Below are 22,876 nucleotides of genomic sequence, written 5' to 3'. Positions count from 1 at the left end.
GATGACCGGCTCTCCCCCTCCCCCTTCGAGCGCCAGGGCGCGGCGCAGCGCGAAGCACAGCGCCGACCTGCTCGGCGCGCCGCCTGCGATCGACGAGCTGGTGCCCGCGCTCTCGTTTCTCGGCGAGAAGCTGGCGCGCCTGCTGCCCGCCCCGCTTGCGCGGGTGACCGGCGGCGAGCCGCCCGTGGTGCGCATCGGCATGCCGATGGACTGCACGCTGGGCGCGATCCAGTCCGAGATCGAGACGCTCGCGATGCACAGCCTGATCGTGCTCGGCCCCAAGGCGCTGCCCATGCTCGCGACCTTCGAGGCGCCGCCGCTGTTCCGGCTCGTCGACCGCGCCTATGGCGGACGCGGCGCGGTGCCCGACCCGCTGCCCGAAGCCTTCCCGCTTTCCGCCGAACTGCTGCTATCGCGCATCGAGGGCGCGCTCGCCGAGGCTCTGGCAGGAGCACTGGCCGGGGCGCAGAAACCGTCCGGCGAGACCACCGCCGACGAGCGGCTCGCCGTGCGCAGCCTGCGACGCGACACCAGCCTGCGCCAGCTCGATCCCTTCGCGCGCCACTCCGAACTGCTGCGCATCGTCATCGACATCGAGGAGCCCGGCAGCGCCGGGGATAGCAGCGAACCCTTGTCGCTCGCACTCGCCTTCCCGCTCGCGACGCTTGCCGAAGCCTTGCCTGCACCCAAGCGCCATCGCCACCGGTCCGGACCACGACGCAGCGTTCCCCCGAACGCGGAACCCTTCGCCTCTATGCCGATCGAGCTGACCGCGGTGCTGGTCGACATGCCGATGTCGATGCGCCGCCTCTCGCTGCTGCGCCCGGGCGACGTGCTCCCGGTCGCGGTTGCCCGCGCAGTACCGCTGCAGGTCGACGGACGCACGATCGCGACCGGCAGCGTAGGCGAGCTCGACGACCGCATCGCGGTCCAGCTCGGGCAGGCCTTCTGACATGCGAGACCGGGCCGCAAAGGCGATCACTTGGCAATTCGGCACTTGGCAATTCGGCCGCGCGTGCCGGATGGAATGGGGACAGGAGCAGCGATGACGATGCATTCGCGCGGCCTCGATTTCCTGCGAGACGTCGACGTACGTCTCTCGGTGGAACTGGGCCGCAGCCAGATGAAACTGAAGGACGTGCTCGCGCTGGCCCCCGAGAGCCTCGTCGTGCTCGACCGCATGACCGACGAGCTGCTCGACGTGTTGGTCAACGGCAAGCCGATCGCCCGCGGCGAGGTCGTCTCGCACAACGGGCGCTTCGGCCTGCGCATCGTCGAGATGCTCGGGATCGAGGAGAGCGCGCCCGACGCGACCCTGCCGCTGCCCGGCGATAGTGGCAGCGGCAACGGCGGCGGCGGCGCGAACACGAGTTCGCCGTCGCGTTCGGGCGAGGAAGGCTGAATCCCATGGCGTTCTACCTGCTCAAGCTTCTGGTGATTGTGCCGCTGATCGCACTGCTAGCATGGGGCTGCCTCAAGTTGGCGCAGCGCATGCAGGGGCGGATCGGCGCCGGGCCCGCCGCGCGCTCGGTGCGCGTGGTCGAGACGGTGATGCTCTCGTCCGGGCTGAAGCTCGCGGTGATCGCCTTCCATGGCCGCGAGATCCTCGTCTCGGTCTCGCGCAGCGGGCTGACCCGGCTTGCCGAGGCGCCGCTTCGCATCGAAACGGAGCCTCCCGAATGAGCCGCCGCATCGCACGATCCGCCATTGTCGCGCTGGCGCTCGGCCTCTTCGCGCTGCCGCTTGCTGTCCATGCGCAGGAGGCGTTCCCCGGCGCACTCGACCGCGCCTTCGGCGAGCTCAAGGACGATAGCGGCGATGGCCTGAGCCTCTCGCTCCAGCTGCTCCTGATTATGGGGCTGCTCACGATCCTGCCCAGCCTCGTGCTGATGATGACCAGCTTCACCCGCATCCTCGTCGTCCTCGCGATCCTGCGCCAGGCGATCGGGCTGCAGCAGTCGCCGCCCAACCAGGTGCTGATCGGCCTTGCGATGTTCCTCTCGCTCTTCGTCATGGCACCGACACTCGACCGGGTGAACGAGACCGCGATCGCGCCCTATGCCGCCGATAGCATCGACGCCGGACAGGCGATCGCAGCGGCGGGCCTCGAGTTCCACAGGTTCATGGTGCGCCAGACCCGCGAGCGCGACCTTGCGATGTTCGCCGACATGGCCGGTGCGGGCCGCTTCGCCTCGCCCGAACAGGTGCCCTTCTCGATCCTTCTGCCCGCCTACGTCACCAGCGAACTGAAGACCGCCTTCCAGATCGGCTTCATGCTGTTCCTGCCCTTTCTCGTCATCGACCTCGTGGTCTCCTCGGTGCTGATGTCGCTGGGCATGATGATGATGAGCCCGATGGTGGTCTCGCTGCCCTTCAAGCTGCTGCTCTTCGTGATGATCGACGGCTGGGCCCTGATCATGGGCTCGCTCGCGGCGAGCTTCGGATAGCGCTTGTGATGGAGGACATCACTGCCCTGCTGTCGCTCGCCGACAAGATGCTGTGGGTGACCGCACTCGTCGCCGCGCCGGTGCTGATCGCGGCGCTCGTGGTGGGGCTTGCGGTCGGCGTGATCCAGGCCGCGACATCGGTCAACGAACAGACGCTGACTTTAGTGCCCAAGCTCGCGGTAGTCGCGCTCGTGCTGGTGCTCATGGGTAGTTCGATGATGACCCTGATCGGCGATTTCGCGCAGGAGATCTTCGCGCAGATCGCGCGCACGGGGCAAGCCGAGCAGGTCGCGCCATGACCGGCCCAGCCCGATGATCGCGCTCGACTTCGGCTTCGGCGCGCTCGAGGAGCAGTTCTGGCGCCTGCTCTTCGTGATGACCCGGATCGGCGCCGCACTGGTCGCCGCCCCGCTCTTCGGCATTCCCTCGGTCCCCCCGCAGGTGCGCGTGATCGCATCGGGCGCGCTGGCGGTCATGGTCTGCGCCTGGCTGCCGTTCGCGGTACCGCCCGCGCTGTTCACCCTCGCCGGGCTGCTCGCGGTTCTGGGCGAGGTCATGGTCGGGCTGGTGCTTGGCTTCGTGCTCCAGCTCGCTTTCGCCGCACCGATCCTCGCCGCCGAGGTTATCGGCGGGTCGATGGGGATGAACATGGCGGTCGCGGTCGATCCCAATTCGGGCACGCAGTCCCCCGCTCTGGGCCAGTATTTCGGGGTCGTCCTGACGATGATCTTCCTTGCGCTGGGGGCGCACCTGCAATGGCTCGCGCTGGTGGTCGAGAGCTACCGGGCCTTCCCGCCGGGGCAGACCTGGCTGGGCGCAGAGCGCTTCGCCATGGTCGCCGGTTTCGCCTCGCAGACCTTCGCCACCGCGCTCGCCATTGCGCTCCCCGCCTGCCTCGTGCTGCTCGTGGTCCAGCTCGTCACCGGCGTGCTGAGCCGCTCCGCGCCCTCGCTCAACCTGTTCTCGCTGGGCCTGCCCGCTGGTGTGCTGGGCGGGCTGGGGGCCCTGCTCATCTCGACGCAGGTCCTGACCGACCTTGTCGTGCGCCTCTCGCGCGATGCCATCGTCCATGTCGCGCGGGTCATTGCGCCATGAGCGAGAGCGAAGGCGAGAAGAGCCATGCCCCGACCCCCAAGCGCAAGCGCGACGCCGCGCGCAAGGGCGACGTCATCCGCTCGCGCGAGCTGGCGACGGCGGGCGCGGTGGCCGTGGGAGCAGCCTGGTTCCTGCTCGCCGGGCCCTGGCTGCTCGAGAGCCTCTCGATGCTGCTGCGCACGGCCTTGCGCTTCGGCCGCGCCGACATCGACGACTTCGGCGTCTCGCGCCTGCTGGTGCAGGCGATGCTCGCCGCGCTCCCCCCGGTATTCCTGCTCGGCCTCGCGGTCATCCTCGTCTCGCTGCTCTCGCAGCTCGGTTTCGGCGAGGGCCGCTGGCTGGGCAGCAACCTTGCCCCCAAGGGCTCGCGCATCGACCCGCTCAAGGGGCTCAAGCGCATGTTCGGCCCCAATGGCTGGATCGAGATGGCCAAGGGCGTTGCCAAGGTCACGCTGCTCGGCACGATCGCCTGGCTCTGGGCGAAGGACCACGCGCTGCGGCTGGCGCAGCTGGGGCGCGGCGATCTCGCCGGGCAGCTGTCCGATGCCTGGAATTCGCTGGCCCTGCTGCTGGTATGGCTGGCGGGCGGGCTGGCGGTGATCGCGCTGATCGACTTTCCGATCCAGCTGGTGCGGCGCCTCCTGCGCCTCAAGATGACCACGCAGGAAATGCGCGACGAACACAAGGAAACCGAAGGCGCGCCCGAAAAGAAGGCCGCGATCAAGGAGCGCCAGCGCAAGATCGCGATGGGCGGACTGGTGCCTGCGATGCAGGAAGCCCAGTTCATCATCGTCAACCCGATCCACTTCGCGGTGGCGCTAGGTTACGATCCCGAGAAGGCCCCCGCCCCCGTCGTCCTTGCCCGCGGGCGCGGCGACAAGGCGCTGGCAATGCGCGAACTGGCCGCAGACTATGCCGTGCCCGTGCTCGAATACCCGGCTCTGGCCCGCTCGATCTTCTATTCGGTGCGCGAGAAGCACATGATCAAGGATGACCACTTCGTTGCGGTCGCCGCGATCCTCGCCTTCGTGCTCGCCCTGAAACGCGGCGAGAGGCGCGAGAAGCCCAAGGTGAGCGTGCCGGTGACCTTGCGCTTCGACGCCGATGGCAGGCTCGATCCGACCTCGGTCTGAGCACCGGTTCTTTGCCGTCGCCGCCTTAATCGCCCGCTTCTTCTGTCGTTCTGGAAGGCATGAACACGATCACCAATTCCCCTACCGCCACCAGCTCGCTGGTCACCGCGCTCGGCGGGGGCAGCGGCATCGACATGCTCGACCTCGCCAACAAGCTGGCGCAGGCGCAGTTCGCGGCGCGCACCGATCGCCTGACCGAGCGCGGCGACACGCTCGAAGCGAAGGTTTCATCGGCCTCCAACATCAAGTCGATGCTGCTCGCGCTCAACACCTCGCTGGGCACCCTGGTGCGCTCGGGCGACCTTGCCCCGGTTCCCAGCGTCGCCAATGCCGCGATAGCCAGCGCCGGGCTCACCGGCTCGACCCAGCCCAAGGGCAGCTATTCGCTCGAGGTCACCCGGCTCGCTTCGGGCCAGCGCATTGCCTCGACGCCCTATGCCAGCGCATCCGATCCGGTCGGCGCGGGCACGCTCACCTTGCGCTTCGGCACGATCGACGGCGCCAGCTTCACCGAGGACACCGGCCAGACCGCCGTTGACGTGACGATTGCCAGCGGTGCCACGCTGGCCGACGTCGCCAGCGCAATCAACGGCGCCAATGCCGGGGTGCAGGCCTATGTCGCCAATACCGTCGACGGCGCGCAGCTGGTGCTCAAGGGACGCGAGGGCGTGACCAACGGCTTCGTTCTCGAAGCGAGCGAGGACGCGGCGGAGCCGGGCCTCGCCAACCTCGCCTGGAACCCCGCCTCGGCCTCGGGCGAACTGCTCGCCACGGCCGTGGACGCGGCCTTCACCATCGACGGTCTCGACTATACCTCCAGTTCCAACACCATCAGCGAAGCCGTGCCGGGGGTGAAGCTGCAATTGCTCGCCACCAACACCGGCGCACCGACCCGGGTCAGCTTCTCCGATCCCACCAGCAGCATTGCCAGCTCGATGCAGGACCTCACCGATGCGCTCAACGAGGTCATGGCCGAGCTGAACGCGGCCACCGGCATCGGCGCCGAACTGGCCAACGACGGCGGCGCGCGGGCGCTGCGCCGCTCGCTCTCGGGCCTCGCCGGCACGGTGATCATGCCCAATGCCACCGGAGCCGCGCGCACGCTCGCCGACCTTGGCCTGAAGACCGAGCGCAACGGGACCTTCTCGCTCGACACCCAGCGTCTGCAGGCGACACTGGCCGCAGACCCGGAAGGTGTAGCGGCGATGTTCACCAATGGCATCAACGGCGTCTTCGCGACCTTCGACAAGATTTACCGCGATGCCAGCTCGACCACCAATTCGGGTTCGCTGGGCGGATCCATTACCCGCTACAACCGGCAGATCGCACGCCTGTCAGAGGACCAGACCAAGCTGGCGGAGGATCAGGAAAAACTGCGCGCACGCCTCGCTTCGCAATTCACCACCTCCGAAGTGCGGATCGGCACCTCGCAAGCAACGCTTGCCATGCTGAAGAACCAGATCGCGCAATGGAACAAGACGGGCGACTGAGATGCGCCCGCGCCTGTCTCCTCACGAGGCCTATCGCCGCGTCGACTTCGATGCCCGCGTCACCGGCGCGGGCCCGGCCGAACTGGTCCACTTGTGCTTCGAGCAGCTGATCGGCGCGCTGGGTACCGCGATCCACGCCGATGCGATCGGCGAGAGTGCCCTGCGCAGCCGCTCGATGACCCGCGCACTCACTGCGGTGACCGCGCTGCAGATGGGCGTTTCGGGCGAGGACGACATGGCCGGCGCCCTCAACCAGCTCTACCGTTCGGCGCGGCGTACCGTGCTCGACAGCGCGACCCGCTTCGATGCGGCGCGCATCACCACCCTGCGCGACGACTTCATCGAGATCGGTGCGGCACTTCGCGGGCCATGATCGGTGCGGCACGAGTCGCCACGTCTGCACGATCTGCGCGCGCCCCAAGCCTTTGAAGCGATGCGTGCACCATCCCCAATGCAGAACCGTTTCGGTTACTCCAAGTACTTATTTCAATAGAATTCACCCGTAGCGCGCAGTCGACTTCTCGATAACGGAGGCTTCCCGGCGGGCTATTTCCGCGCCCCCAGAATATCCCCCTAGGGACAAATCATGTGTAGGGAGGCACTAGGTGGACGCAGATATATCCAACCTCATTCTGATCGACAACGACTTGCGCCGGCGCGCATCGATCAGCCACGCACTTTCCTCGGCCGACATGCACGTCGAGCCCTTCGAGAACATCGCCGAACTCTCCATGGCATGGCCGCGCTCGGGCATCATCCTCATCCAGGACGAAGCGGGCGCGATCGACGAACTGATCGACAACATGGCGCGCCATGGCGAATGGTTTCCGATCATCGCCTTTAGCGAGAACCCCGATGCCCAGCGCATCGTCAAGGCCATACTCGACGGCGCGATCGACTACATAGCCTGGCCGATCACCGCGATCGAACTCAACGGCACGCTCGAACGCGCCATGGCCCGCGCGGAATGTCTGGGCAATGCCAAGCTGCGCGAGGTCATGGCCCGCGCCCGGATCGACCGCCTCACCCGGCGTGAACGCGAAGTGCTGGGCGGGGTCGCCAGCGGGCTGTCCAACCGGCTGATCGGCGAAAAGCTCTCGATCAGCCCGCGCACGGTGGAAATCCATCGCGCCAACATGCTCAACAAGCTGGGCGCCAACCACACCTCGGACGCCATCCGCATCGCGATCGAGGCCGCGCTGCTGCACTGAGGCCTCGCCGCGCGTTCCGCCCCGCACTGCCTGAATACCGGACCTGCGGGGCGTGCAACATGAAGGCTATCGGATTTTCGTCGCCGCCCAAGGGCCAACCCCTATTTCGCCGGAGACGAAACCTTAGCGCGGATCATGCGACCAATGTCTTGCCGGCCCGCCATTCTGGTCAAGACCGGCTCCTGGTCCCGCCAGTCGTGTACAGGCAGGTCCGCGCCGGGAGAAAACCCGGCCGGGCCTGCCAAGACCCCCCGTGCAAACCCGGGATCGAAACCAGCCTGGCGGCGTATCCGCGCATCCCTTCGGAACTTGCCGGATACGTCGCCCCGTTGACCATAAGACCCGCACGCCCGGTATCTTGACGCAAGGCTTGTTGCTACAAGGCTTGGCCACGCTCCCGGATCGGCGCCCCCTGCCAGCCGCGTTCGCGCTCGAGCCCGGAACAGGACAACCATGACTGGTTCGAAAATGGCCTCCACGCGGTTACGCCGCAAACAGCGCGAAAGCACGAAGTCGGCCCGCAACGGCGTGGCCCCGTACAAAGGCGCTGCGAATTCAGTGCAGCCGCATGCTCGCCAGCGCCCCTGCTTCGCCAAGCGCCGCATGGGCTTTCTCGCTGCCCGCCAGGAGCGCCGAGACATAGGCTGCCAGCAGTGCGAGAGCCATCGTCGCGGCCTCGGCCATGACCTCGCCCCCTTCCTCGGGGACCAGCACCGTGGCCAGACAGCTGCCATTGCCGCGCGACAGCATGAAGGGAACCTTTGGCCCGAGCAGGCTCAGCACCGCGCTTTCCATCGCATCGGCGGCGAGCAACTGCTCCAGCCGCGCAAAATCGACCTTGGCGACCGTGGTCTCGAGCGTGGTCGACTGCGCGTCCTCGAACATGCGCGCCGCCTCGCGGATGCGCGAGGCCTCCTCGAGCGGCGTGCTGCCCGCACAATCGTCAAGCAGGTCGCGCAGACCTTCACGCCAGATCTCGAGGTCGGTCATCGGGGCACACAAGGTAGTCGTCATAATCGTTTCGCCTGGTCGGAGGGATCGCGCCTTTCAGGCCGCAAAGCGCCTGCCCAGTCAATCCACGTAAAAGCCGCAGGATCGGGCCCGGTCCCATTCTGCGACATCGTGCCTTGCCGATATGAAGATGCGTTTCACAAGGTCATCCGCACATCGCGCCCGGTGCCGCACCCCGGGCGATCCCCGGAGCTTCGAAGCGCGGGTCTATGGACGAAAAGCGCCGGTTTGAACAGTTCGGCTCGTCGCACAATGGCGCAAACCCGCGCCCTGAGTCCCCTCTCGAGCCGTGCGAAGATCGGGCCTGATCTTGCACTGTCAACGTTTTCAGGGCATTAAACATAGTTAATGCCGTCCCGATCTCTTCCCGAACCGCAAAAGCGCGATGCCGAAGCGACCCGCAAGCGTATCCTCGATGCCGCGGTCGAGGCTTTTTCCACCGTGGGCTACCCCGCAACGGGGATTCGCGACGTGGCTGCACTTGCGGGGACCAGCACGACCCTGCTGCTGCGCTACTTCGGCTCCAAGGCAGGCCTGTTCGAAGCTGCACTGCGCCATTGCATCCCGTCCGAGCGTATCGAGACCGTCACCAACGACGATTTCGCGCAGCGGGTCACCCGCTGGATCAGCACCGAGGCGATTGCGACCAAGTTGACGATGATGATCGTACTCGCCTCGGGCGAGAGCGAGATCGCCGAGCTGGCGGCGCGGGTCTATGCCCAGACCAACATCGCCCCGCTCGCGGCCTTCTTCGGCGGAGCAGACGGGACCGAGCGCGCCACCGAAGTCGCGCTGCTGAGCACCGGCTACATTTTCCTGATGCGCCACATGTCGCTCGAGAGCTGTGACGATGCCCAGCGTGAGGCGATCACCGGCTGGTACCAGCGCACGCTAGAAGAGATCGTCAAACGCCCCGCCTCCGCGACCATGGCAGAGGCCAAGTAGAGCGCCCAGGCCCCTGGGGGGCCTGCAGTCCTGAACCTATGCGGTGTGCTGCGCCTGCGATGCGAACCAGGGGACCATGCGCTCGATCGCATCCTCGATCTCCACGGTCGAGACCGCAAAGCTGAAGCGGATGAAATGGCCACCCTCGACCGGATCGAAATCGACACCGGGCGCAGTTGCGACGCCGGTATCCTCGAGCAGGCGGCGACAGAAATCGAGGCTGTCTTGGGTAAGGTGCGCGATATCGGCCCAGACGTAGAAGGCACCGTCAGGCGGCGCGATACGCTCGAGACCGAGGCGCGGGAGCGCCGCCAGAAGCAACTCGCGGTTGCGCGCGTAGCTGCGCAAGTGCCCCTGCAATTCCTCCTCGCAGTCGAAGGCGGCAAGTCCGGCGTGCTGCGCCAGCACCGGCGGCGTCAGGAACAGGTTGCCCATGCGCGCGCGCGCAACGTCGATCAGCGCGGGCGGCACCAGCAGCCAGCCCAGCCGCCAGCCGGTCATCGAGTAGTACTTTGAAAAACTGTTGAGGATCAGCGCGTCGCCAGCATGCTCGAGCACCGAGTGCGCGGGCGTACCGTAAGTCAGCCCATGATAGATCTCATCCGAGATGATGCGGATGCCGCGGCGCTGGCAGACCTCGGCAATGGCGGCCAGTTCGTCGGGCGCGATGACCGTGCCGGTCGGGTTGGCCGGGCTCGCCACGATCACCCCGTCGGGCGCAGGCTCGAGCGCCTCGAGCGCTGCTGCGGTAAGCTGGTAGCGCTCGGCAGGGCCGCAGGCGATCTCGACCGGCTCGAGGTAAAGCGCCTTGAGCGTATTGCGATAGGCGACATAGCCCGGCCGCGCCAGCGCCACGCGCGCGCCGGGCGCGAACAGGCTGGACAGCGCAAGCACCAGCGCGGGCGAACCGCCGCAAGTCAGGATCACGCCCTCCGGGTCCACGGTGACCCCGTAGCTCTCCTGATAATGACGCGCGATGCGCTGCTTGAGCGCGGGGTTTTCCCAATAGCCGCCCGGCTCGCGATCGAGCACCTCGTGCGCCAGCGCGATCGCGCGCGCCGGTGCCCCGGTCGAGGGCTGGCCATATTCCATATGGATGATCGAACGCCCTTCGCTGGCCAGCTGATAGGCAAGACGGCCGATGGCGATGGCGTGGAACTGGTCGACCTGGGCGATAGCGGTTGAAGGGCGGGTCATGCCCTGCGTGCTAGGCCCTCCCCGCCGCCCCTGCAAGCCGCGCGCTGGCGCACACGTCGACACCACGAACGCAAAGTGACGACCCACGCGCAAACCCTCTTGCACTCGCGCCCAAGCGCCGGTAAAGGCGCCCCCTGTCTCGCTTCCGGCACCCCCGGAATCACCGGGCATGCCGCTTTAGCTCAGTTGGTAGAGCACATCATTCGTAATGATGGGGCCACAGGTTCGAGTCCTGTAAGCGGCACCACCTTCCCAAAGACACTTTCCCTAGGAAAGCCGACGCTCCCTTCGCAGCGGCGCGAGTTCAGGTCAGCGGCTTGCCCCGGGACCTTCGGGTCTGTCGCCTTTGGAGCGACCGCCCCGGACAAGCCGACCTTCGCTCTGCGGGTGCCATACATGGCTCACCGGCCTGCCCTGGGACCGTGCACGAGGCAGAGGCAAGGATAGCTGACGCGGTTGAGAACTCCCGCGAACGTCAATTGGCGTTACGCCAGCATATCCCCCATGCGATTATCGACGGTCCGCCTCAACGCTATGAGCAGAGCCTACTACACAAGACCGGCGATCAAGGCGCGAAATGTTGGATGTTAAGGCCGCAGTACCCAGCCCCCGTCTACGTGGATTGTCTGGCCGGTGATCCAGCTGCCCGCCTCGGAGCAAAGCAGCAAGAGTGTACCAACCAGCTCGTCCGGGCCGCCGCGTGGGCGCGTGGCGCAGGTCATTTCAAGGAATTTGATGAACGGAGAATCGTCGGGCACCAGCATCTTGCCAGCGTCGGACGTGACGTTACCCGGGGCAATCGCGTTGCAGGTGATGTTCGCCTTGCCGAACTGCTTGGCGAGAGACGTAGTGAGCCCGACCAGCGCCAGCTTCGAAATGCCATAAAGGCCCGTTGCCGGGAAGGCGCCGCCGCTCGTCTGATTGACTATGCGCCCCCCTCCGCGATCGCGCATGGAGGGGATCACTGCGCGGCTGCACAGCAGCGCACCGTTGAGGTTGACGGCCAGCGCCTTGTTCCACGCCTCGAGCGATACCTTTTCGAAATCATCATAGCTGATGTCGACCATCAGTGCCGCATTATTGACGAGGATATCGATACCGCCAAATTCGGCTTTTGCAGCCTCGGCCATCGCCAAGCTTGCCGCTTCGTCTGCCACATCGACCTGGACGCCGATCGCCTTGCCGCCAGCCTCGCAAATTTCGTTCGCGACCGCTTCGGCCCCTTCCTTGTTGAGGTCGGCCACGACGACATTCGCGCCCGCATGGGCAAGGCCCAGCGCATAGGCACGGCCGATCGAGTTGCCGCGCCCACCGGCCCCAGTGACAATCGCGGTCTTTCCGTCGAGGCGGAACTGATCGAGAGAGAAGTTCATGGGTGTACTCCGTTGGTCATTCGCCGCGCGCGGCGTCGAGAAAGGTCATGGCGGTGGTGCGCAAAAGCTCGGCGCCATCGTCGCCGGGGAGAGTGGATTTGAGCAGGTCGACGTCTTTCGCCAGCAGCGCGGCGCCGTGGGCGAAGACCGACGGTTCGGGCAGGCGGGCATAGGTTTCGAAACCGAAGCTCCGCCCGCTGCTGCCCTTGACCAGCTCTGCAAAGGCAGCGCGGTCAATGTCGAGCCCGCCCGCGGCCTGCATGGCCGCGTGGGCAAGGCCCATGCTGGCCGCCATCAGCGAGTTGTTGACGATCTTGGCGCGCTGGCCCGAACCAGCTTCGCCCAGATGCACGGTCAGCCCCGCGAAACTGGCAAAGACCGGCTCACACCGGGCGAAGCTGTCCGCATCGCCGCCGCACATCACGGTCAGCTTGCCTGCCGCAGCCGCCGGGCCGCCCCCGCTGACGGGCGCGTCGAGGAAGCCGATGCCTTTCGCCGCACAGTCTTTGGCAAGCGCGACGCAGCTTTCGGGCAGGATGGTCGAATGGATGACGAGGCAGCTGCCCGGCTGCATCGCGGGGATCAGCTGGTCGCAGATCTGCGCGACGCCCGCATCGTCGACGACGCATACGCAGACTTGATCACACCCAGCACCCAACTCTTCAACGGAGGGCGAGGTCCGCGCGCCCTTCGCCACGAATGGTTCGAGCGCTTCAGGCCGCCGTGCCCAGACCATCAGGTTGAAATCTGCGTCGAGGATGCGTTCGGCCATCGGGCCGCCCTGGCTGCCCAGACCGATGAAGCCGATGACGGGCCGCGCGCTCATCCTGCGGTGATTCCCTTGTCGAGGCTCACACAGGCACCGTGATAACCATTGCCTGCAGGTGAGCAGAGCATGGCGACCATGTCGGCGACATCGTTCACCTCGACCACACCGCGCATCGGGCTGAAGCGCTTGATAAGATCGATGTTCGCGCCTTCCGGCGGGCGGAAATTGGCAGCGATATTGGTCGCCATGCCGCCGGGGGCGACCGAATTGATGCGGATGGGCTGGTACATGTATTCCATCGCCATCGCCTTGGTCATGTTCAACAAGCCCGCCTTGGTCGCGCAATAGGCTGCAGCGTAGGCCTCACCGATAAACGCCGCCGAGGAGGTGACATTGACAATCGCACCTTTGCTTTCGAGCAGATGCGGAATGGCCGCGCGCGACAGGATGAACGGGGCCGTCAGATTGACCGCCATGGTCAGGCCCCACCGTTCGTCCGTCATCTCGTGCGAATTGGCGAGGAAGATCACGCCTGCCACGTTGCACAGCGCATCGAGCCGGGAAAATTCGGCGATGGCCGCGTCAACCGCGCCCGTGCAGGCCGCGCTGTCGGAAAGGTCAGCAGCGTGGACGAGGACCTGCCGACCACTTGACGCAAGCATCTGCTCTGTCTCTTCCAAGCCCTCTTCGTTGAGGTCGACGATGCACAGATCCGCACCTGCCTCTGCCAGCTTGATCGCGGTGGCCCGACCCAGCCCGGACGCTGCGCCGGTCACCAGCGCGACCTTGCCGCTCATGTCGATTTCAATGCCCATCATTGTTTCTCCTCACCCATCCCAGGGCAGTCCTTTTTCGATCTTGGCTGCCACTTCAAAGATCACGCCCTGCACAACCGAGGCCTTGGGCCAACCTGCGTGGACGCCATATTGCAGCACGAATTCATGCAGTTCCTCCGCAGTGCAGTTACCGCTGCCCATGGCGGCATGGAAATGGCTACGGATTGGCGTGTTTGCCGCGCTGTCGGCTACCCCCACGAGCGTGAGGAAGCGGCGGGACCGCTGGTCCAGACCCTCGCGGTGCCACATTTCCCCGAACACGAAGTTCAGGATGCCGTCCTGCAGATAGGCGAAGCCGTTACCGACACGCGGGCCGTCGAAGGTCATTACATTGTTGAACTCGGCAAAGCCGCGTTCCATCCGCTCCTGCGGATCCCATGGCTTGCCGACCAGTGGCTCCGTCTCGACAGGGTCAAGTCCCAGTTCGCCAATGGCATTGCCGACTTCTTCATCGATCAGCCTACCGGCGCTCCACCCGCTATAGACAGCGACATGCAGGGCGGCCTCGCGCAGTTCGACCTGCGACAGAGTGCCCGTCTGCAGCGCGCCTCGCGCATAGGCGTTGACAGCTCTTGGATCGCCCGCCCCCGCCGCCGATGCCAGTGAGATCAGGAAGCGCGCCCGCAATTCCAGTCCGGGCCGCGACCAGATTTCGGCAAAAATGAAGTCGCGCCAGCTTTCGCCGACCGGTGTCGTGGCCGGCGCGACTTCTGTTGCTGTATATTCGGCTTGCAGTTTCGCGCCCTGCGCGCGGCGCTGGGCTGGATCGAGCATGGCCATGGCTTAACCCTCAGGCGCCGCGAGGCTCATCCAGATGTTCTTGGGCTGCAAGAATTCGTGCAGCCCTTCTACACCGCCCAGACGTCCGTGGCCGCTCTTCTTGAAGCCGCCGAATGGGCAATTCGGCTGCATCGCCTCACCCCCGCCATTCACATGGATCATGCCCGCCTGAAGCTGGCCCGTAACATGATGCGCGCGGCGCAAGTTCTGCGTGTGAACATAAGCGCCCAGCCCGTATTCGGTGCCATTGGCTAGCGCGATCGCTTCCTCTTCGGTATCGAAAGGGGTGACGGCTAGGACCGGGCCGAACACTTCATTCTGCGCGATTTCGCTCTCGTTCTCGACATCGGCAAGGATGGTCACGGGCAGGAAGAAACCATCGCTGCATTCGCCGCCCAGCCTGTCGCCACCCGCAACGATGCGACCGCCTCCGCCGACGCCGCGTTCGACCATGCCCGAAATACGCTTGAGCGCGCTTTCGGAAATTACCGGGCCCAGCACCGTCTTCGGATCGAACGGATCGCCTGTGGCGACATGGGCCGCCATCTGCGACAAAATGCCCAGATACTTGTCATAGACGCCGCGCTGGACGAGCAGCCGCGTGCCGTTGACGCAGCCTTGGCCGTTGGAGGAGACGGCGCCGCCCAACCCCTTCTTCGCGGCTGCCATCAGATCGGCATCGTCGAACACGATCACCGCTGATTTTCCACCCAGTTCGAGGCCGACCGGCTTCAGCCGCTCAGCCGCGCGCGTCAGCACCTTTTGCGCGGTCCGGCCCGAGCCGATGAATTCGATCTTGTCGATGGCGGGATGCGCTACCATCGCGTCGCCCGCCTCGGCACCGCCAGTGACCAGATTGACCACGCCGGGCGGAAAGCCGACATCGCCGATGATCTCCATCAGCTTCATCGTGCTGTAGGGCGCGATGTCCGGAGCCTTGAGGACGATGCAATTGCCCGCGGCCAGCGCCGGGGCCATCACCATGGTGGCGGCGAACAGGGGGCCGTTCCAAGGGATGATGATGCCGATCGTTCCGAAGGGGTCGTAAGCGACATAATCGTGCGCGGGAGCACCCCACATCGGGATGGTGCGCCCGTGAATTTTGTCGCACCAGCCGCCGAAATAGCGGAACTTCTGTGCCGCATCATAGCCCATGTAGGGTGCGGTCATCGCTACCGACCCGTTTTCCGAAACGAGGCTGGGAATAAATTCAGCAGACCTCGCCTCGAGCACACCGGCCAGCTTCATGAACAAGTCACGGCGCTTATCGCCCGGCATCGCACGCCAGGCGGGAAAGGCTGCACGCGCCGCCGCCGCAGCCCGGTCAACATCGTCGGCATTGGCCAGCCTGATCTCGCGCGTGACCGTACCGGTCGCGGGATAGACATGCGCGTAGCTTTCGCCGCTGCCATTTTCTTCCGCACTGTCACCAATGACAAGGGTGGAGCGGGGCAGGATGTCGTTGTCGGGCTTCTGGAATGTCACGAAGAATATCCTCTCAGGCTTTTTCTTTCAGCTTTGGCCATGTGGCGACTCATGCCGGCCTTGATTGGAAAATATGCCTATATTAAGCCTGTGGAGACTGAATACGGCGTCGATTAGACATCGCTCCGGCGTTATGGACGAGAAATACGCACATATTGTGCAAGCTGGGGGTACCAGAATTGGCGACCAACATGGAACAATCGAGCAGCGGACTGGCACAGGCGAGTGCTGAGCGTTTGCGCGCCATGATCTACGCAAGAGAGCCGGGCGAACGCATCGGATCGCTACGTTCCATCGCAGAAGAGCTGGGCGTGGGCATCGTGACTGTGCAGCAGGCCGCACGCGTGCTCGAACATGAGGGGTTACTCGACGTCAGGCGCGGGCCGAGCGGCGGTTATTATGGCTCGAGGCCCAATGCAGCTTCGCTCGAACGTGCGCTGGCCGCCTTTATTCGCAGCGATCCTGTCGGTTGGGAAGAGGTGCTCGACATCACCTCACTGCTGTTCGACGAGCTCGTTGTGGCAGCGGCGCGAGGTACGAGCACCAAATGCAAGGACGACCTTATGGCCCTCCTGCCGCGGATCAGTCAGGCAAGCGGTTTCGAGGCGATTACAACGCTGGAGAAGGAGTTCCAGAATGTCCTGTTCGCCATGGTCGAACGCCCTCTGTTCGAATTGCTGACCCGCGTAGCGCTGCGGTTCTCGGACGACTGGTCGAGCAGCCCACTACACAAAGCCGCGATAGACAACGAACGCTGGGTTGCCGGACGCCAGCGGATCATTGCGGCGATCCTCGATAACGACCCTGAACTTGCCCGCTTCGAAGCGCATCGAAACAACCGGATGCTGATCCTGTCGGCTATCGGCAAGGATGGGTAATTGGCTGCCTGTGAATGGAAGCGCTGAATGTCCGCTTTCAGGATCGCTTCAGTGTGTGGCGAAGAACACCCGGCTGCACGTTGATGCCGGTCTCATTCGCCAAGCGCCTGGAGGCCTTCTTGCCTTAGCTTATCGGCTTGCAGTGATACTCGATCACGTTATCGGTGGGTCCTGCATAACAAGCTTCCTCGACCGCAACACGCACTGTGACGTTCATCGGTACTACCGTGCGATGCTTGTCAGTCTGGATGCTACCAGGCCACTTCCTTCATAAATGACCAGAAGACATCAGTCGCGGGACAGGGCTTCCGGCGTAAAGCCGGATCCCTGCGCTTGCGCCGCGGCTGCCAGGGCATCGATCACGATGCGCAGACGAGGCTGTTCGTAGCGGGAACTGGGCCAGACGAGGTGGATGGGCATTTCGGCCCCTGCAAATTCCTCAAGCACCGCGACCAGGGCGCCTGAGGCCAGCTCCTTGTCGATCAGCCAGGTCGGCAACTGCGACAAGCCTTCTCCGGCCAGTACCGCCGCGACGATCGCTTCGCCGTCGCTGAATTCGTGGCGGACTTTCACTTCCTGGGCGATTTCACCCCCGGCTTCGTCCTTGAGCAGCCAGGTCGGGCGGGGAGCCCTGCGCCATCCGATGATGCAATCGCGCTGCATCAGTTCCGCAGGGGCTGCGGGCGCGCCGTGACGAGCAAGATAGTCGGGCGAGGCGCAGATCAGGAGGCGCTGGGTACCTACCCGCCGCGCGGTCAGGTCTGCATCGTTGCCGAGTGCGCCGATCCGCACGGCAAGATCGATGCCTTCGTCAATGACGTTGGAGGTGCGCTCGGTGAACATCACGGACAGGTCGAGTTGCCGATATTGCTGCGTAAGCTGCAGGAGAATCGGCATCACATGCTTGCGACCGAAGGCGGCGGGCAGGTTGAGGTGCAGCGTTCCCACTGGCGTATCCCGGCCCGAAGCCATCGCCAGTTCGGTGCCTTCCAAGTCATCGATGATCCGCTGGCAGGCATCGAGATAGAGCTGGCCTTCAGCCGTCAGCGTCAATCGCCGCGTCGTGCGGTGCAGGAGCTTTGTCCCGAGCCGAGCCTCGAGGCGCGAGATACTCTTGCCTATGGCCGAGCCCGTAACGCCCAGCGCGCGCGCTGCCGCCGCGAAGCTTCCCAAGCGCACTGTCGCGACAAATTCGCTCAACCCGGCGAAGCGGTCCTGCCTGTCCATTGCGCAACTGTGGGAACGAGTGACTGGAATAGCAAGGGGATTATCCAATCCCAATTCCACTCTAGGTAAGCTGCAACCGTCCCCACAGACTTACCAGGATACCCATGACAAAGCTTTTCGAGCCCTTCGACCTCTCCGGCCTCACGCTGCGCAACCGTGTCGTCATGGCGCCGATGACCCGGGCCCGGGCGCTCGACACCGTGCCTGATGACCTCACCGTGAAGTACTACAGCCAGCGCGCGGGCGCGGGCCTCATCATCAGCGAAGGCGCGCCTGTTTCACTGGAAGGCTGCGGATACCTCTTCAACCCCGGCCTCTACACGGCCGAGCAGGCCGCGGGCTGGCGCCGCGTGACCGACGCCGTCCACGCCAAGGGCGGGCGCATGTTCGCCCAGCTCTGGCACGTGGGCCGGGTCTCGCACACCTCGATCCTGGGCGAAGGGCAATCGCCTGTCTCGTCCTCGGCCACGGTGGGCGAAAACGTCTGGGCCTTCGGGCGTGACGAGGACGGCGTCGCCAAGAGCCTGGCGGCAAGCCCGCCGCGCGCGCTGGAAACCGAGGAAGTCGTGCGCATCACGCAGGACTTCGTGCGCGCCGCACGCACGGCCATCGACGCCGGTTTCGACGGGGTCGAGCTGCACGGCGCCAATGGCTATCTCTTCGAGCAGTTCGTCAATGGTGCGCTGAATCAGCGTGAGGACCGCTACGGCGGCTCGATCGAGAACCGCCTGCGCTTCCTGCTCGAGACGCTCGATGCGATCAGCGCGGAGATTGGCAGCAACCGCGTGGGTGTGCGCGTCTCCCCGTTCGGCCGCCTCTTCGGCATGGAACCCTACGCCGACGAGGCCGAGACCTGGGTCACGCTGGCGGGCGAATTTGAAAAGCGCAGTCTCGCCTACGTCCACCTCAGCGACCAGCTGACGATCGGCGCGGAAAAGATGCCCGAGACCTTCGCGCGCGATTTCCGCACCACCTACACCGGCACGCTGATTGCCGCGGGCGGCTTCGAGAAGGACAGCGCCGAGGCCGCGCTGCAGTCGGGCGAGCTTGACCTCATCGCCTTCGGCCGCCCGTTCATCGCCAACCCCGACCTGGTCGAACGCATGCGCGCAGGCCACCCGATCCACCCCGCCGACCGCGCCACCTGGTACGGGGACCTCGGGGCGCGCGGCTACACCGATTACCCCACCTGGACCGAAGAGGAGGCCGCCCAAAATGGCTAAACCTGACATCCACCACGAGAACGACCGCGACACGGCCAGCGACACCGCGTCGCTGCGCCTCAGCCTGCTGGACTATGCGCCGGTCGATGAAGGACAGAGCCCCACCGATGCCTTTGGCGCCTCGCTGCGCCTTGCACAGCTGGCCGAACAGGAAGGCTTTCACCGCTACTGGGTCTCCGAACATCACGGCATCTCGGCGACCGCCAGCAACTCGCCGGAAATCCTGATGTCGCATGTCGCCTCGGGCACCTCGCGCATCCGTGTCGGTTCGGGCGGGGTGCTGTTGCCGAACTACTCCAGCCTCAAGATCGCGGAGAACTACCAGCTTCTCGAAGCCCTGTTCCCCGGCCGCATCGACCTGGGATTCGGCCGCGCGCCGGGCGGCGACCAGCGGGTCAGCGGCGCGCTCAACGACGAGAAGAGCAGCCCGCTTCCCTATCCGCAGAAGGTGTCCGACCTGCTCGGCTTCGTGACGGGTTCGCATCCGGCCGGATCGCGCTATTCGGGCATGAAGGCGCGGCCCGAAACGCCGAGCCCGCCCCAGCCTTTCGTGCTGGGGGCCTCGGGATCGACCGCCCAGATCGCGGCCGAGGCGGGCCTTGGCTTCACCTTCGCGCACTTCATCAATCCCACGCGCCGGGGGGCAGATGCCAGCAAGGTCTATCGCGAGGCCTTCCGTCCCTCCCACTTTGCCCAGCGTCCGCAGGTCGTCGTGGCGGTCTTCGTGGCCCTAGGCGATACCGAGGAGGAGGCCGCCGCCTATGCCGACGCGTTCCACCTGTGGCTCACCCACGCCGAGAGCCACACGCAGTTCGACCGCGTGCCCTCGCTGGAGACGAGCGCGGCCCACGTCTGGACGCAGCAGCAGCTCGCGACGCGCGCGGGCAACGAAGGCCGCCTGATCTCGGGCACGGCCGAGCAGGTCCTCGCGCAGTTGCGTGCCCTTGGCGCGGCCTATGGCACGAACGAAGTCATGATCAACCTGATGATGCCGGGCGAAGCTGCGCGCACCAACGCCGTGAAGGCGCTGAGCGCGGCGCTGCGGGCGTAAGGACCGCTCCACGCTTCCCCCCGATGAAGGAGGCTGACTTGAACGCCATCCCCACGGCCCAGCGCCATCACATCGCCCTCTCCCTCGCCCACCGGTGGTTTGCCTTTTTCGAGGCACCCGGTGGCGACCTGGAGGCGCATCTTGCGATCTTCGATCCGCAAGTGCGCCTCTCGGGACACCGCGGGCAGCGCCTCTTCGCACAGGATCACGAGTCCCTGCGCGCATGGTTCGCTGCGGTTCCGGACGAAGTCAGCTCGCACCATATCCTCCACTCGGTCTACGAGGACCTCGCCCCGGATAGTGGACGCCTCGCGTTTCTCGTCGCCTACCAGGCGCCGGGCGCGGATGGCGCGGTGCATGGCTCTATCATCAGTTACGAAACGCAGATCGCCTTCGGCGGCGAACCCCGCTTCCTCGCCCTCGACAAGACGCCGATGCTGCCGAACACCCGCCCCGTCTTTGAACCGTCCTGGGCCAGCAACCGCGTGCTCGCGCGGCTTCACGCCGAGCTGGGCGGTCTTGGCGAGGCCGTTGATGCGAACAGTCAGGACTTGCGCTCGGCCATGGGGGACAACGTCAATGCTCTGTCTGTCCTGACGAACGCTCCGGATGGCAGCTCGTCCTATGAGGCCCTCGCGAGCTGGATCGGCGGCGAGCCTGCCGCGCCGTCGTCGCTGCGCCTTGCCGTTCGCGACGATGTTCGCGAACCTCTCCCCACGATCCAGCCTCTCGTACCAGCCTGAGCCCCACCAGAAGGTCTACGAAACCATGCAAGACAAGCTACGCGCCCTGATCGACAAGGACGAGATTCGCGACCTGCGCATCCGCTATTCGCATCTTCTCGACGGCAACCGGATCGACGAACTCGACGAGGTCTTCGCCGCAGATGCCGTGGTCGAGGTGACCGTCGGCCGGATGGAGGGCCTGGATGCGATCAAGGCCGGACTGAAGGATGCCTATGCGTTGTTCGACCGCGACGGGCGGTGCCACTACCCCTTCATGCACCCCATCGCCAACCACCTGATCGAACTGACCGGGCCCGACACGGCAACCGGCAGCTGCTATCTCGTCGACTTCGAAACTGCCTCCAAGGCCGATCCCGATCCCCTCCTGCTGCTGGGCCTCTACGCCGACGAATACCGCCGCATCGACGACGCCTGGCGCATCACCCGCAGCCGCCTCGATGTCGTCTGGCCAGCTTCCAGCCCACCCCCTTCGACTTCAGTTGCAGATCGTGACTGAGCTTGCCCCACTGCGCCGCCGCTGCGCCCATCGCGATATAATCGCCGAGCCCTGACGCCAAGGTCAGCCCGTTCGGCAGGCGTCACAGGACTCTTTCGCGCCTTCCGGCATGTTCGATTTTGCCGGAAGGCTCTCGTTTTCGCACGCGGCACTTTTCCGGGATGATACCCTGCCCAAAATGGACTGGATTCCAAAATATCCGTTCAAGTAATGGTCTATCTTTCAGAACCTTATTAGCCAGCATTCTGACACGAACGGCCCGCCGGAGCGCCCTTTGCGGGCGCTGGGGCAATCTTGCCCGCTGCCGCGCTGCCGGATATCTCTCGGGAAGCCAACAGAACCGGGAAGTGGCTGTCTTGCCAAGGTCATGCGGATACCCCTTGCGCGGCATGGGTGCTGCCCGAGGCTCTGCGCTCCCGTAGTCCAACCAGAGGCGTTATCGGCCCATGCAGCTCAAGGACATCGACTTCGTCATAATCGGGGCAGCAAAGTCGGCGACGACATGGCTCCAGACACAGCTGCAATCGGACCCGGCAGTCTACATGCCGGATCCGGAACTTCATTACTTCTCGCGCGAATACGAGCGCGGCGAGCAATGGTACCTGTCACAGTTCGCCCCCAGCGCGCATGGCAAGACCATCGGCGAGAAATCCAATTCCTACCTCTATGCAGGTGAAGCGGCCCAGCGCCTCCACCGCGACCTGCCGCAGGTCAAACTCATCGCCCAGCTGCGCAATCCGGTCGAGCGCGCCTATTCGAGCTACTGCATGCTGTTCAGGCGCGGCGAGGTCGGCGCGAACATCACCGCGCACCTCGATCCTTCGCTGGGCGAAAACGCCCAGATCCTGGGCTCGGGCAATTTCGCGGCGCACCTGCAAAGCTATATCGACCTGTTCGGCCGCGAGAAGCTGCTCATCCTGTTCTTCGAGGGGGTTGCCGAGGCGCCACAAGTGCAGATGGCCCAGGTTCGCGCGCACCTTGGGCTGCCCGCACACCCTCTTGCCGCGGATGCAGCGATGAAGGTCAAGGACAAGACCGCTGCCGTGGTCCCCGCCCATCTGCGCAAGCGCCTTGCCTGGCTGAAACCGATTGTGCGCACCCGACGCGACACGGCCGCATTCAAGGCGGCACGCAGCCTGATCGCGCGCCAGACGCGCTACCCGCAGCTGACGAGCGAGCTGCGCAAGCGCCTCAATGACTACTACAGCCCCTCGATCGAGGCGCTCGAGCAGATCAGCGGCCAATCGCTCACCCACTGGTACGCAGGCACCAGCCCGGCGCAGTGATACGCGATGATCCGGGACGGACATTGCGGATATCCATTGCGGGAAGCCAGTTTCGCCACCGCCCGCACGACGCGTCGATAACGTGGTAATCCGCTTTACGCAGATGCCCCCTGCTCCCGCCGCTGGTACATTGAAGCGAATAAATATCATCGCCATCGACAGAAATTGCAACAGTGACATGCAACAAATCAATTTCT

At 65.2% G+C, this 22,876-nt stretch carries 25 protein-coding genes and 1 tRNA gene; 18 read left to right on the top strand and 8 right to left on the bottom strand.

The window, feature by feature from the left end; all coding sequences use genetic code 11:
- Position 1: 1 nt before the first annotated feature.
- The 10 genes from I5E68_RS04020 to I5E68_RS03975 all read left to right on the top strand — a co-directional run bounded on the left by I5E68_RS04020 (position 2) and on the right by I5E68_RS03975 (position 7,376).
- Positions 2 to 952, top strand: a complete 951-nt coding sequence (locus I5E68_RS04020; protein ID WP_197160985.1) for a FliM/FliN family flagellar motor C-terminal domain-containing protein — start codon at positions 2 to 4, stop codon at positions 950 to 952.
- A gap of 93 nt (positions 953 to 1,045) precedes the next feature.
- Positions 1,046 to 1,402, top strand: a complete 357-nt coding sequence (fliN, locus tag I5E68_RS04015; protein ID WP_228726813.1) for a flagellar motor switch protein FliN — start codon at positions 1,046 to 1,048, stop codon at positions 1,400 to 1,402.
- Between the two features lie 5 nt (positions 1,403 to 1,407).
- Entirely contained in the window at positions 1,408 to 1,683 is a 276-nt protein-coding gene (locus tag I5E68_RS04010) for a flagellar biosynthetic protein FliO (RefSeq protein ID WP_197160983.1), read from the top strand.
- Positions 1,680 to 2,447: a flagellar type III secretion system pore protein FliP gene (gene fliP, locus I5E68_RS04005; RefSeq protein WP_197160981.1), complete on the top strand. Its 768-nt coding sequence runs from the start codon at positions 1,680 to 1,682 to the stop codon at positions 2,445 to 2,447. The genes I5E68_RS04010 and fliP overlap by 4 nt, the downstream gene beginning before the upstream one ends.
- An 8-nt stretch (positions 2,448 to 2,455) precedes the next feature.
- Positions 2,456 to 2,746 carry a flagellar biosynthetic protein FliQ gene (locus I5E68_RS04000; protein ID WP_197160979.1) on the top strand — a complete coding sequence of 97 codons (291 nt, stop codon included), beginning with the start codon at positions 2,456 to 2,458 and terminating at the stop codon, positions 2,744 to 2,746.
- A 13-nt stretch (positions 2,747 to 2,759) separates the two neighbouring features.
- Positions 2,760 to 3,542: a flagellar biosynthetic protein FliR gene (fliR, locus tag I5E68_RS03995; RefSeq protein ID WP_197160977.1), complete on the top strand. Its 783-nt coding sequence runs from the start codon at positions 2,760 to 2,762 to the stop codon at positions 3,540 to 3,542.
- Positions 3,539 to 4,675 (top strand): EscU/YscU/HrcU family type III secretion system export apparatus switch protein, encoded by a 1,137-nt coding sequence (locus I5E68_RS03990; RefSeq protein ID WP_197160975.1) that lies wholly within the window; start codon positions 3,539 to 3,541, stop codon positions 4,673 to 4,675. Before fliR ends, I5E68_RS03990 begins: the two co-directional genes overlap by 4 nt.
- A 59-nt stretch (positions 4,676 to 4,734) precedes the next feature.
- Positions 4,735 to 6,165 carry a flagellar filament capping protein FliD gene (gene fliD / locus I5E68_RS03985; protein WP_197160973.1) on the top strand — a complete coding sequence of 477 codons (1,431 nt, stop codon included), beginning with the start codon at positions 4,735 to 4,737 and terminating at the stop codon, positions 6,163 to 6,165.
- Between the two features lies 1 nt (position 6,166).
- Entirely contained in the window at positions 6,167 to 6,538 is a 372-nt protein-coding gene (locus tag I5E68_RS03980) for a flagellar protein FliS (protein ID WP_197160971.1), read from the top strand.
- A 232-nt stretch (positions 6,539 to 6,770) separates the two neighbouring features.
- Positions 6,771 to 7,376, top strand: coding sequence for a response regulator transcription factor (locus tag I5E68_RS03975; RefSeq protein WP_323982082.1), 606 nt, complete (start codon positions 6,771 to 6,773; stop codon positions 7,374 to 7,376).
- A gap of 555 nt (positions 7,377 to 7,931) precedes the next feature.
- Here the strand turns inward: I5E68_RS03975 and I5E68_RS03970 are convergent.
- Positions 7,932 to 8,390, bottom strand: coding sequence for a hypothetical protein (locus I5E68_RS03970; RefSeq protein ID WP_197160969.1), 459 nt, complete (start codon positions 8,388 to 8,390; stop codon positions 7,932 to 7,934).
- A 345-nt stretch (positions 8,391 to 8,735) separates the two neighbouring features.
- On the opposite strand from I5E68_RS03970, the gene I5E68_RS03965 reads away from it, so the two are divergent.
- A complete protein-coding gene (locus tag I5E68_RS03965) occupies positions 8,736 to 9,332 on the top strand; it encodes a TetR/AcrR family transcriptional regulator (RefSeq protein ID WP_197160967.1) in 597 nt (198 codons plus the stop codon).
- Positions 9,333 to 9,368: 36 nt separating this feature from the next.
- Here the strand turns inward: I5E68_RS03965 and I5E68_RS03960 are convergent, their stop codons facing one another.
- Entirely contained in the window at positions 9,369 to 10,529 is a 1,161-nt protein-coding gene (locus I5E68_RS03960; protein WP_197160965.1) for an aminotransferase class I/II-fold pyridoxal phosphate-dependent enzyme, read from the bottom strand.
- Positions 10,530 to 10,700: 171 nt separating this feature from the next.
- Here I5E68_RS03960 and I5E68_RS03955 point away from each other — a divergent pair.
- Positions 10,701 to 10,776, top strand: a tRNA-Thr gene (locus I5E68_RS03955).
- Positions 10,777 to 11,116: 340 nt separating this feature from the next.
- Here the strand turns inward: I5E68_RS03955 and I5E68_RS03950 are convergent.
- From I5E68_RS03950 to I5E68_RS03930, 5 genes are read right to left on the bottom strand one after another with little or no spacing between them, the layout of a single operon-like run.
- Complete coding sequence (locus I5E68_RS03950; protein ID WP_197160963.1) at positions 11,117 to 11,902, bottom strand: SDR family oxidoreductase; 786 nt, start codon at positions 11,900 to 11,902, stop codon at positions 11,117 to 11,119.
- Positions 11,903 to 11,918: 16 nt separating this feature from the next.
- A complete protein-coding gene (locus I5E68_RS03945) occupies positions 11,919 to 12,728 on the bottom strand; it encodes an NAD(P)-dependent oxidoreductase (protein ID WP_197160961.1) in 810 nt (269 codons plus the stop codon).
- Complete coding sequence (locus I5E68_RS03940) at positions 12,725 to 13,489, bottom strand: SDR family NAD(P)-dependent oxidoreductase (RefSeq protein ID WP_228726812.1); 765 nt, start codon at positions 13,487 to 13,489, stop codon at positions 12,725 to 12,727. The genes I5E68_RS03945 and I5E68_RS03940 overlap by 4 nt, the downstream gene beginning before the upstream one ends.
- Before the next feature lie 9 nt (positions 13,490 to 13,498).
- A complete protein-coding gene (locus tag I5E68_RS03935; protein WP_197160957.1) occupies positions 13,499 to 14,287 on the bottom strand; it encodes a carboxymuconolactone decarboxylase family protein in 789 nt (262 codons plus the stop codon).
- Between the two features lie 3 nt (positions 14,288 to 14,290).
- On the bottom strand, positions 14,291 to 15,772 hold the full coding sequence (locus tag I5E68_RS03930) for an aldehyde dehydrogenase family protein (protein WP_197160955.1): 1,482 nt from the start codon (positions 15,770 to 15,772) through the stop codon (positions 14,291 to 14,293).
- Between the two features lie 191 nt (positions 15,773 to 15,963).
- Here I5E68_RS03930 and I5E68_RS03925 point away from each other — a divergent pair, with 191 nt between their 5' ends.
- Positions 15,964 to 16,650: a FadR/GntR family transcriptional regulator gene (locus I5E68_RS03925; RefSeq protein WP_197160953.1), complete on the top strand. Its 687-nt coding sequence runs from the start codon at positions 15,964 to 15,966 to the stop codon at positions 16,648 to 16,650.
- Between the two features lie 288 nt (positions 16,651 to 16,938).
- Here I5E68_RS03925 and I5E68_RS03920 read toward each other — a convergent pair whose 3' ends face one another.
- Positions 16,939 to 17,877, bottom strand: a complete 939-nt coding sequence (locus I5E68_RS03920; RefSeq protein WP_197160951.1) for a LysR family transcriptional regulator — start codon at positions 17,875 to 17,877, stop codon at positions 16,939 to 16,941.
- 104 nt (positions 17,878 to 17,981) lie between these two features.
- Here I5E68_RS03920 and I5E68_RS03915 point away from each other — a divergent pair, with 104 nt between their 5' ends.
- From I5E68_RS03915 to I5E68_RS03895, 5 genes are all read left to right on the top strand, one after another.
- The gene (locus I5E68_RS03915; protein ID WP_197160949.1) at positions 17,982 to 19,100 is read left to right on the top strand and encodes an alkene reductase; all 1,119 of its coding nucleotides are present in this window, start codon (positions 17,982 to 17,984) and stop codon (positions 19,098 to 19,100) included.
- Positions 19,093 to 20,151, top strand: a complete 1,059-nt coding sequence (locus I5E68_RS03910; protein WP_197160947.1) for an LLM class flavin-dependent oxidoreductase — start codon at positions 19,093 to 19,095, stop codon at positions 20,149 to 20,151. The genes I5E68_RS03915 and I5E68_RS03910 overlap by 8 nt, the downstream gene beginning before the upstream one ends.
- Positions 20,152 to 20,189: 38 nt before the next feature.
- Positions 20,190 to 20,894, top strand: a complete 705-nt coding sequence (locus tag I5E68_RS03905; RefSeq protein ID WP_197160945.1) for a hypothetical protein — start codon at positions 20,190 to 20,192, stop codon at positions 20,892 to 20,894.
- 25 nt (positions 20,895 to 20,919) lie between these two features.
- The gene (locus tag I5E68_RS03900; RefSeq protein WP_197160943.1) at positions 20,920 to 21,393 is read left to right on the top strand and encodes a nuclear transport factor 2 family protein; all 474 of its coding nucleotides are present in this window, start codon (positions 20,920 to 20,922) and stop codon (positions 21,391 to 21,393) included.
- A 446-nt stretch (positions 21,394 to 21,839) separates the two neighbouring features.
- Positions 21,840 to 22,679: a sulfotransferase family protein gene (locus tag I5E68_RS03895; RefSeq protein ID WP_197160941.1), complete on the top strand. Its 840-nt coding sequence runs from the start codon at positions 21,840 to 21,842 to the stop codon at positions 22,677 to 22,679.
- Positions 22,680 to 22,876 lie beyond the last annotated feature (197 nt).

Source organism: Novosphingobium aureum (genome assembly GCF_015865035.1).
In the GTDB taxonomy this organism is placed as follows: domain Bacteria; phylum Pseudomonadota; class Alphaproteobacteria; order Sphingomonadales; family Sphingomonadaceae; genus Novosphingobium; species Novosphingobium aureum.
The sequence above is the reverse complement of the archived record's forward strand: the minus strand, read 5'-3'. Positions and strand labels throughout refer to the sequence as shown.

Coding starts and splice junctions, on each gene's coding strand:
- I5E68_RS03950 (WP_197160963.1), bottom strand. CDS start 11,902: ATGAACTTCTCTCTCGATCAGTTCCGCCTCGACGGAAAGACCGCGATT.
- fliN (WP_228726813.1), top strand. CDS start 1,046: ATGACGATGCATTCGCGCGGCCTCGATTTCCTGCGAGACGTCGACGTA.
- I5E68_RS03960 (WP_197160965.1), bottom strand. CDS start 10,529: ATGACCCGCCCTTCAACCGCTATCGCCCAGGTCGACCAGTTCCACGCC.
- I5E68_RS04020 (WP_197160985.1), top strand. CDS start 2: ATGACCGGCTCTCCCCCTCCCCCTTCGAGCGCCAGGGCGCGGCGCAGC.
- I5E68_RS03895 (WP_197160941.1), top strand. CDS start 21,840: ATGCAGCTCAAGGACATCGACTTCGTCATAATCGGGGCAGCAAAGTCG.
- I5E68_RS04000 (WP_197160979.1), top strand. CDS start 2,456: ATGGAGGACATCACTGCCCTGCTGTCGCTCGCCGACAAGATGCTGTGG.
- I5E68_RS04010 (WP_197160983.1), top strand. CDS start 1,408: ATGGCGTTCTACCTGCTCAAGCTTCTGGTGATTGTGCCGCTGATCGCA.
- I5E68_RS03945 (WP_197160961.1), bottom strand. CDS start 12,728: ATGAGCGCGCGGCCCGTCATCGGCTTCATCGGTCTGGGCAGCCAGGGC.
- fliR (WP_197160977.1), top strand. CDS start 2,760: ATGATCGCGCTCGACTTCGGCTTCGGCGCGCTCGAGGAGCAGTTCTGG.
- fliD (WP_197160973.1), top strand. CDS start 4,735: ATGAACACGATCACCAATTCCCCTACCGCCACCAGCTCGCTGGTCACC.
- I5E68_RS03990 (WP_197160975.1), top strand. CDS start 3,539: ATGAGCGAGAGCGAAGGCGAGAAGAGCCATGCCCCGACCCCCAAGCGC.
- I5E68_RS03940 (WP_228726812.1), bottom strand. CDS start 13,489: ATGATGGGCATTGAAATCGACATGAGCGGCAAGGTCGCGCTGGTGACC.
- I5E68_RS03915 (WP_197160949.1), top strand. CDS start 17,982: ATGACAAAGCTTTTCGAGCCCTTCGACCTCTCCGGCCTCACGCTGCGC.
- fliP (WP_197160981.1), top strand. CDS start 1,680: ATGAGCCGCCGCATCGCACGATCCGCCATTGTCGCGCTGGCGCTCGGC.
- I5E68_RS03965 (WP_197160967.1), top strand. CDS start 8,736: ATGCCGTCCCGATCTCTTCCCGAACCGCAAAAGCGCGATGCCGAAGCG.
- I5E68_RS03980 (WP_197160971.1), top strand. CDS start 6,167: ATGCGCCCGCGCCTGTCTCCTCACGAGGCCTATCGCCGCGTCGACTTC.
- I5E68_RS03900 (WP_197160943.1), top strand. CDS start 20,920: ATGCAAGACAAGCTACGCGCCCTGATCGACAAGGACGAGATTCGCGAC.
- I5E68_RS03925 (WP_197160953.1), top strand. CDS start 15,964: ATGGAACAATCGAGCAGCGGACTGGCACAGGCGAGTGCTGAGCGTTTG.
- I5E68_RS03910 (WP_197160947.1), top strand. CDS start 19,093: ATGGCTAAACCTGACATCCACCACGAGAACGACCGCGACACGGCCAGC.
- I5E68_RS03920 (WP_197160951.1), bottom strand. CDS start 17,877: ATGGACAGGCAGGACCGCTTCGCCGGGTTGAGCGAATTTGTCGCGACA.
- I5E68_RS03970 (WP_197160969.1), bottom strand. CDS start 8,390: ATGACGACTACCTTGTGTGCCCCGATGACCGACCTCGAGATCTGGCGT.
- I5E68_RS03935 (WP_197160957.1), bottom strand. CDS start 14,287: ATGGCCATGCTCGATCCAGCCCAGCGCCGCGCGCAGGGCGCGAAACTG.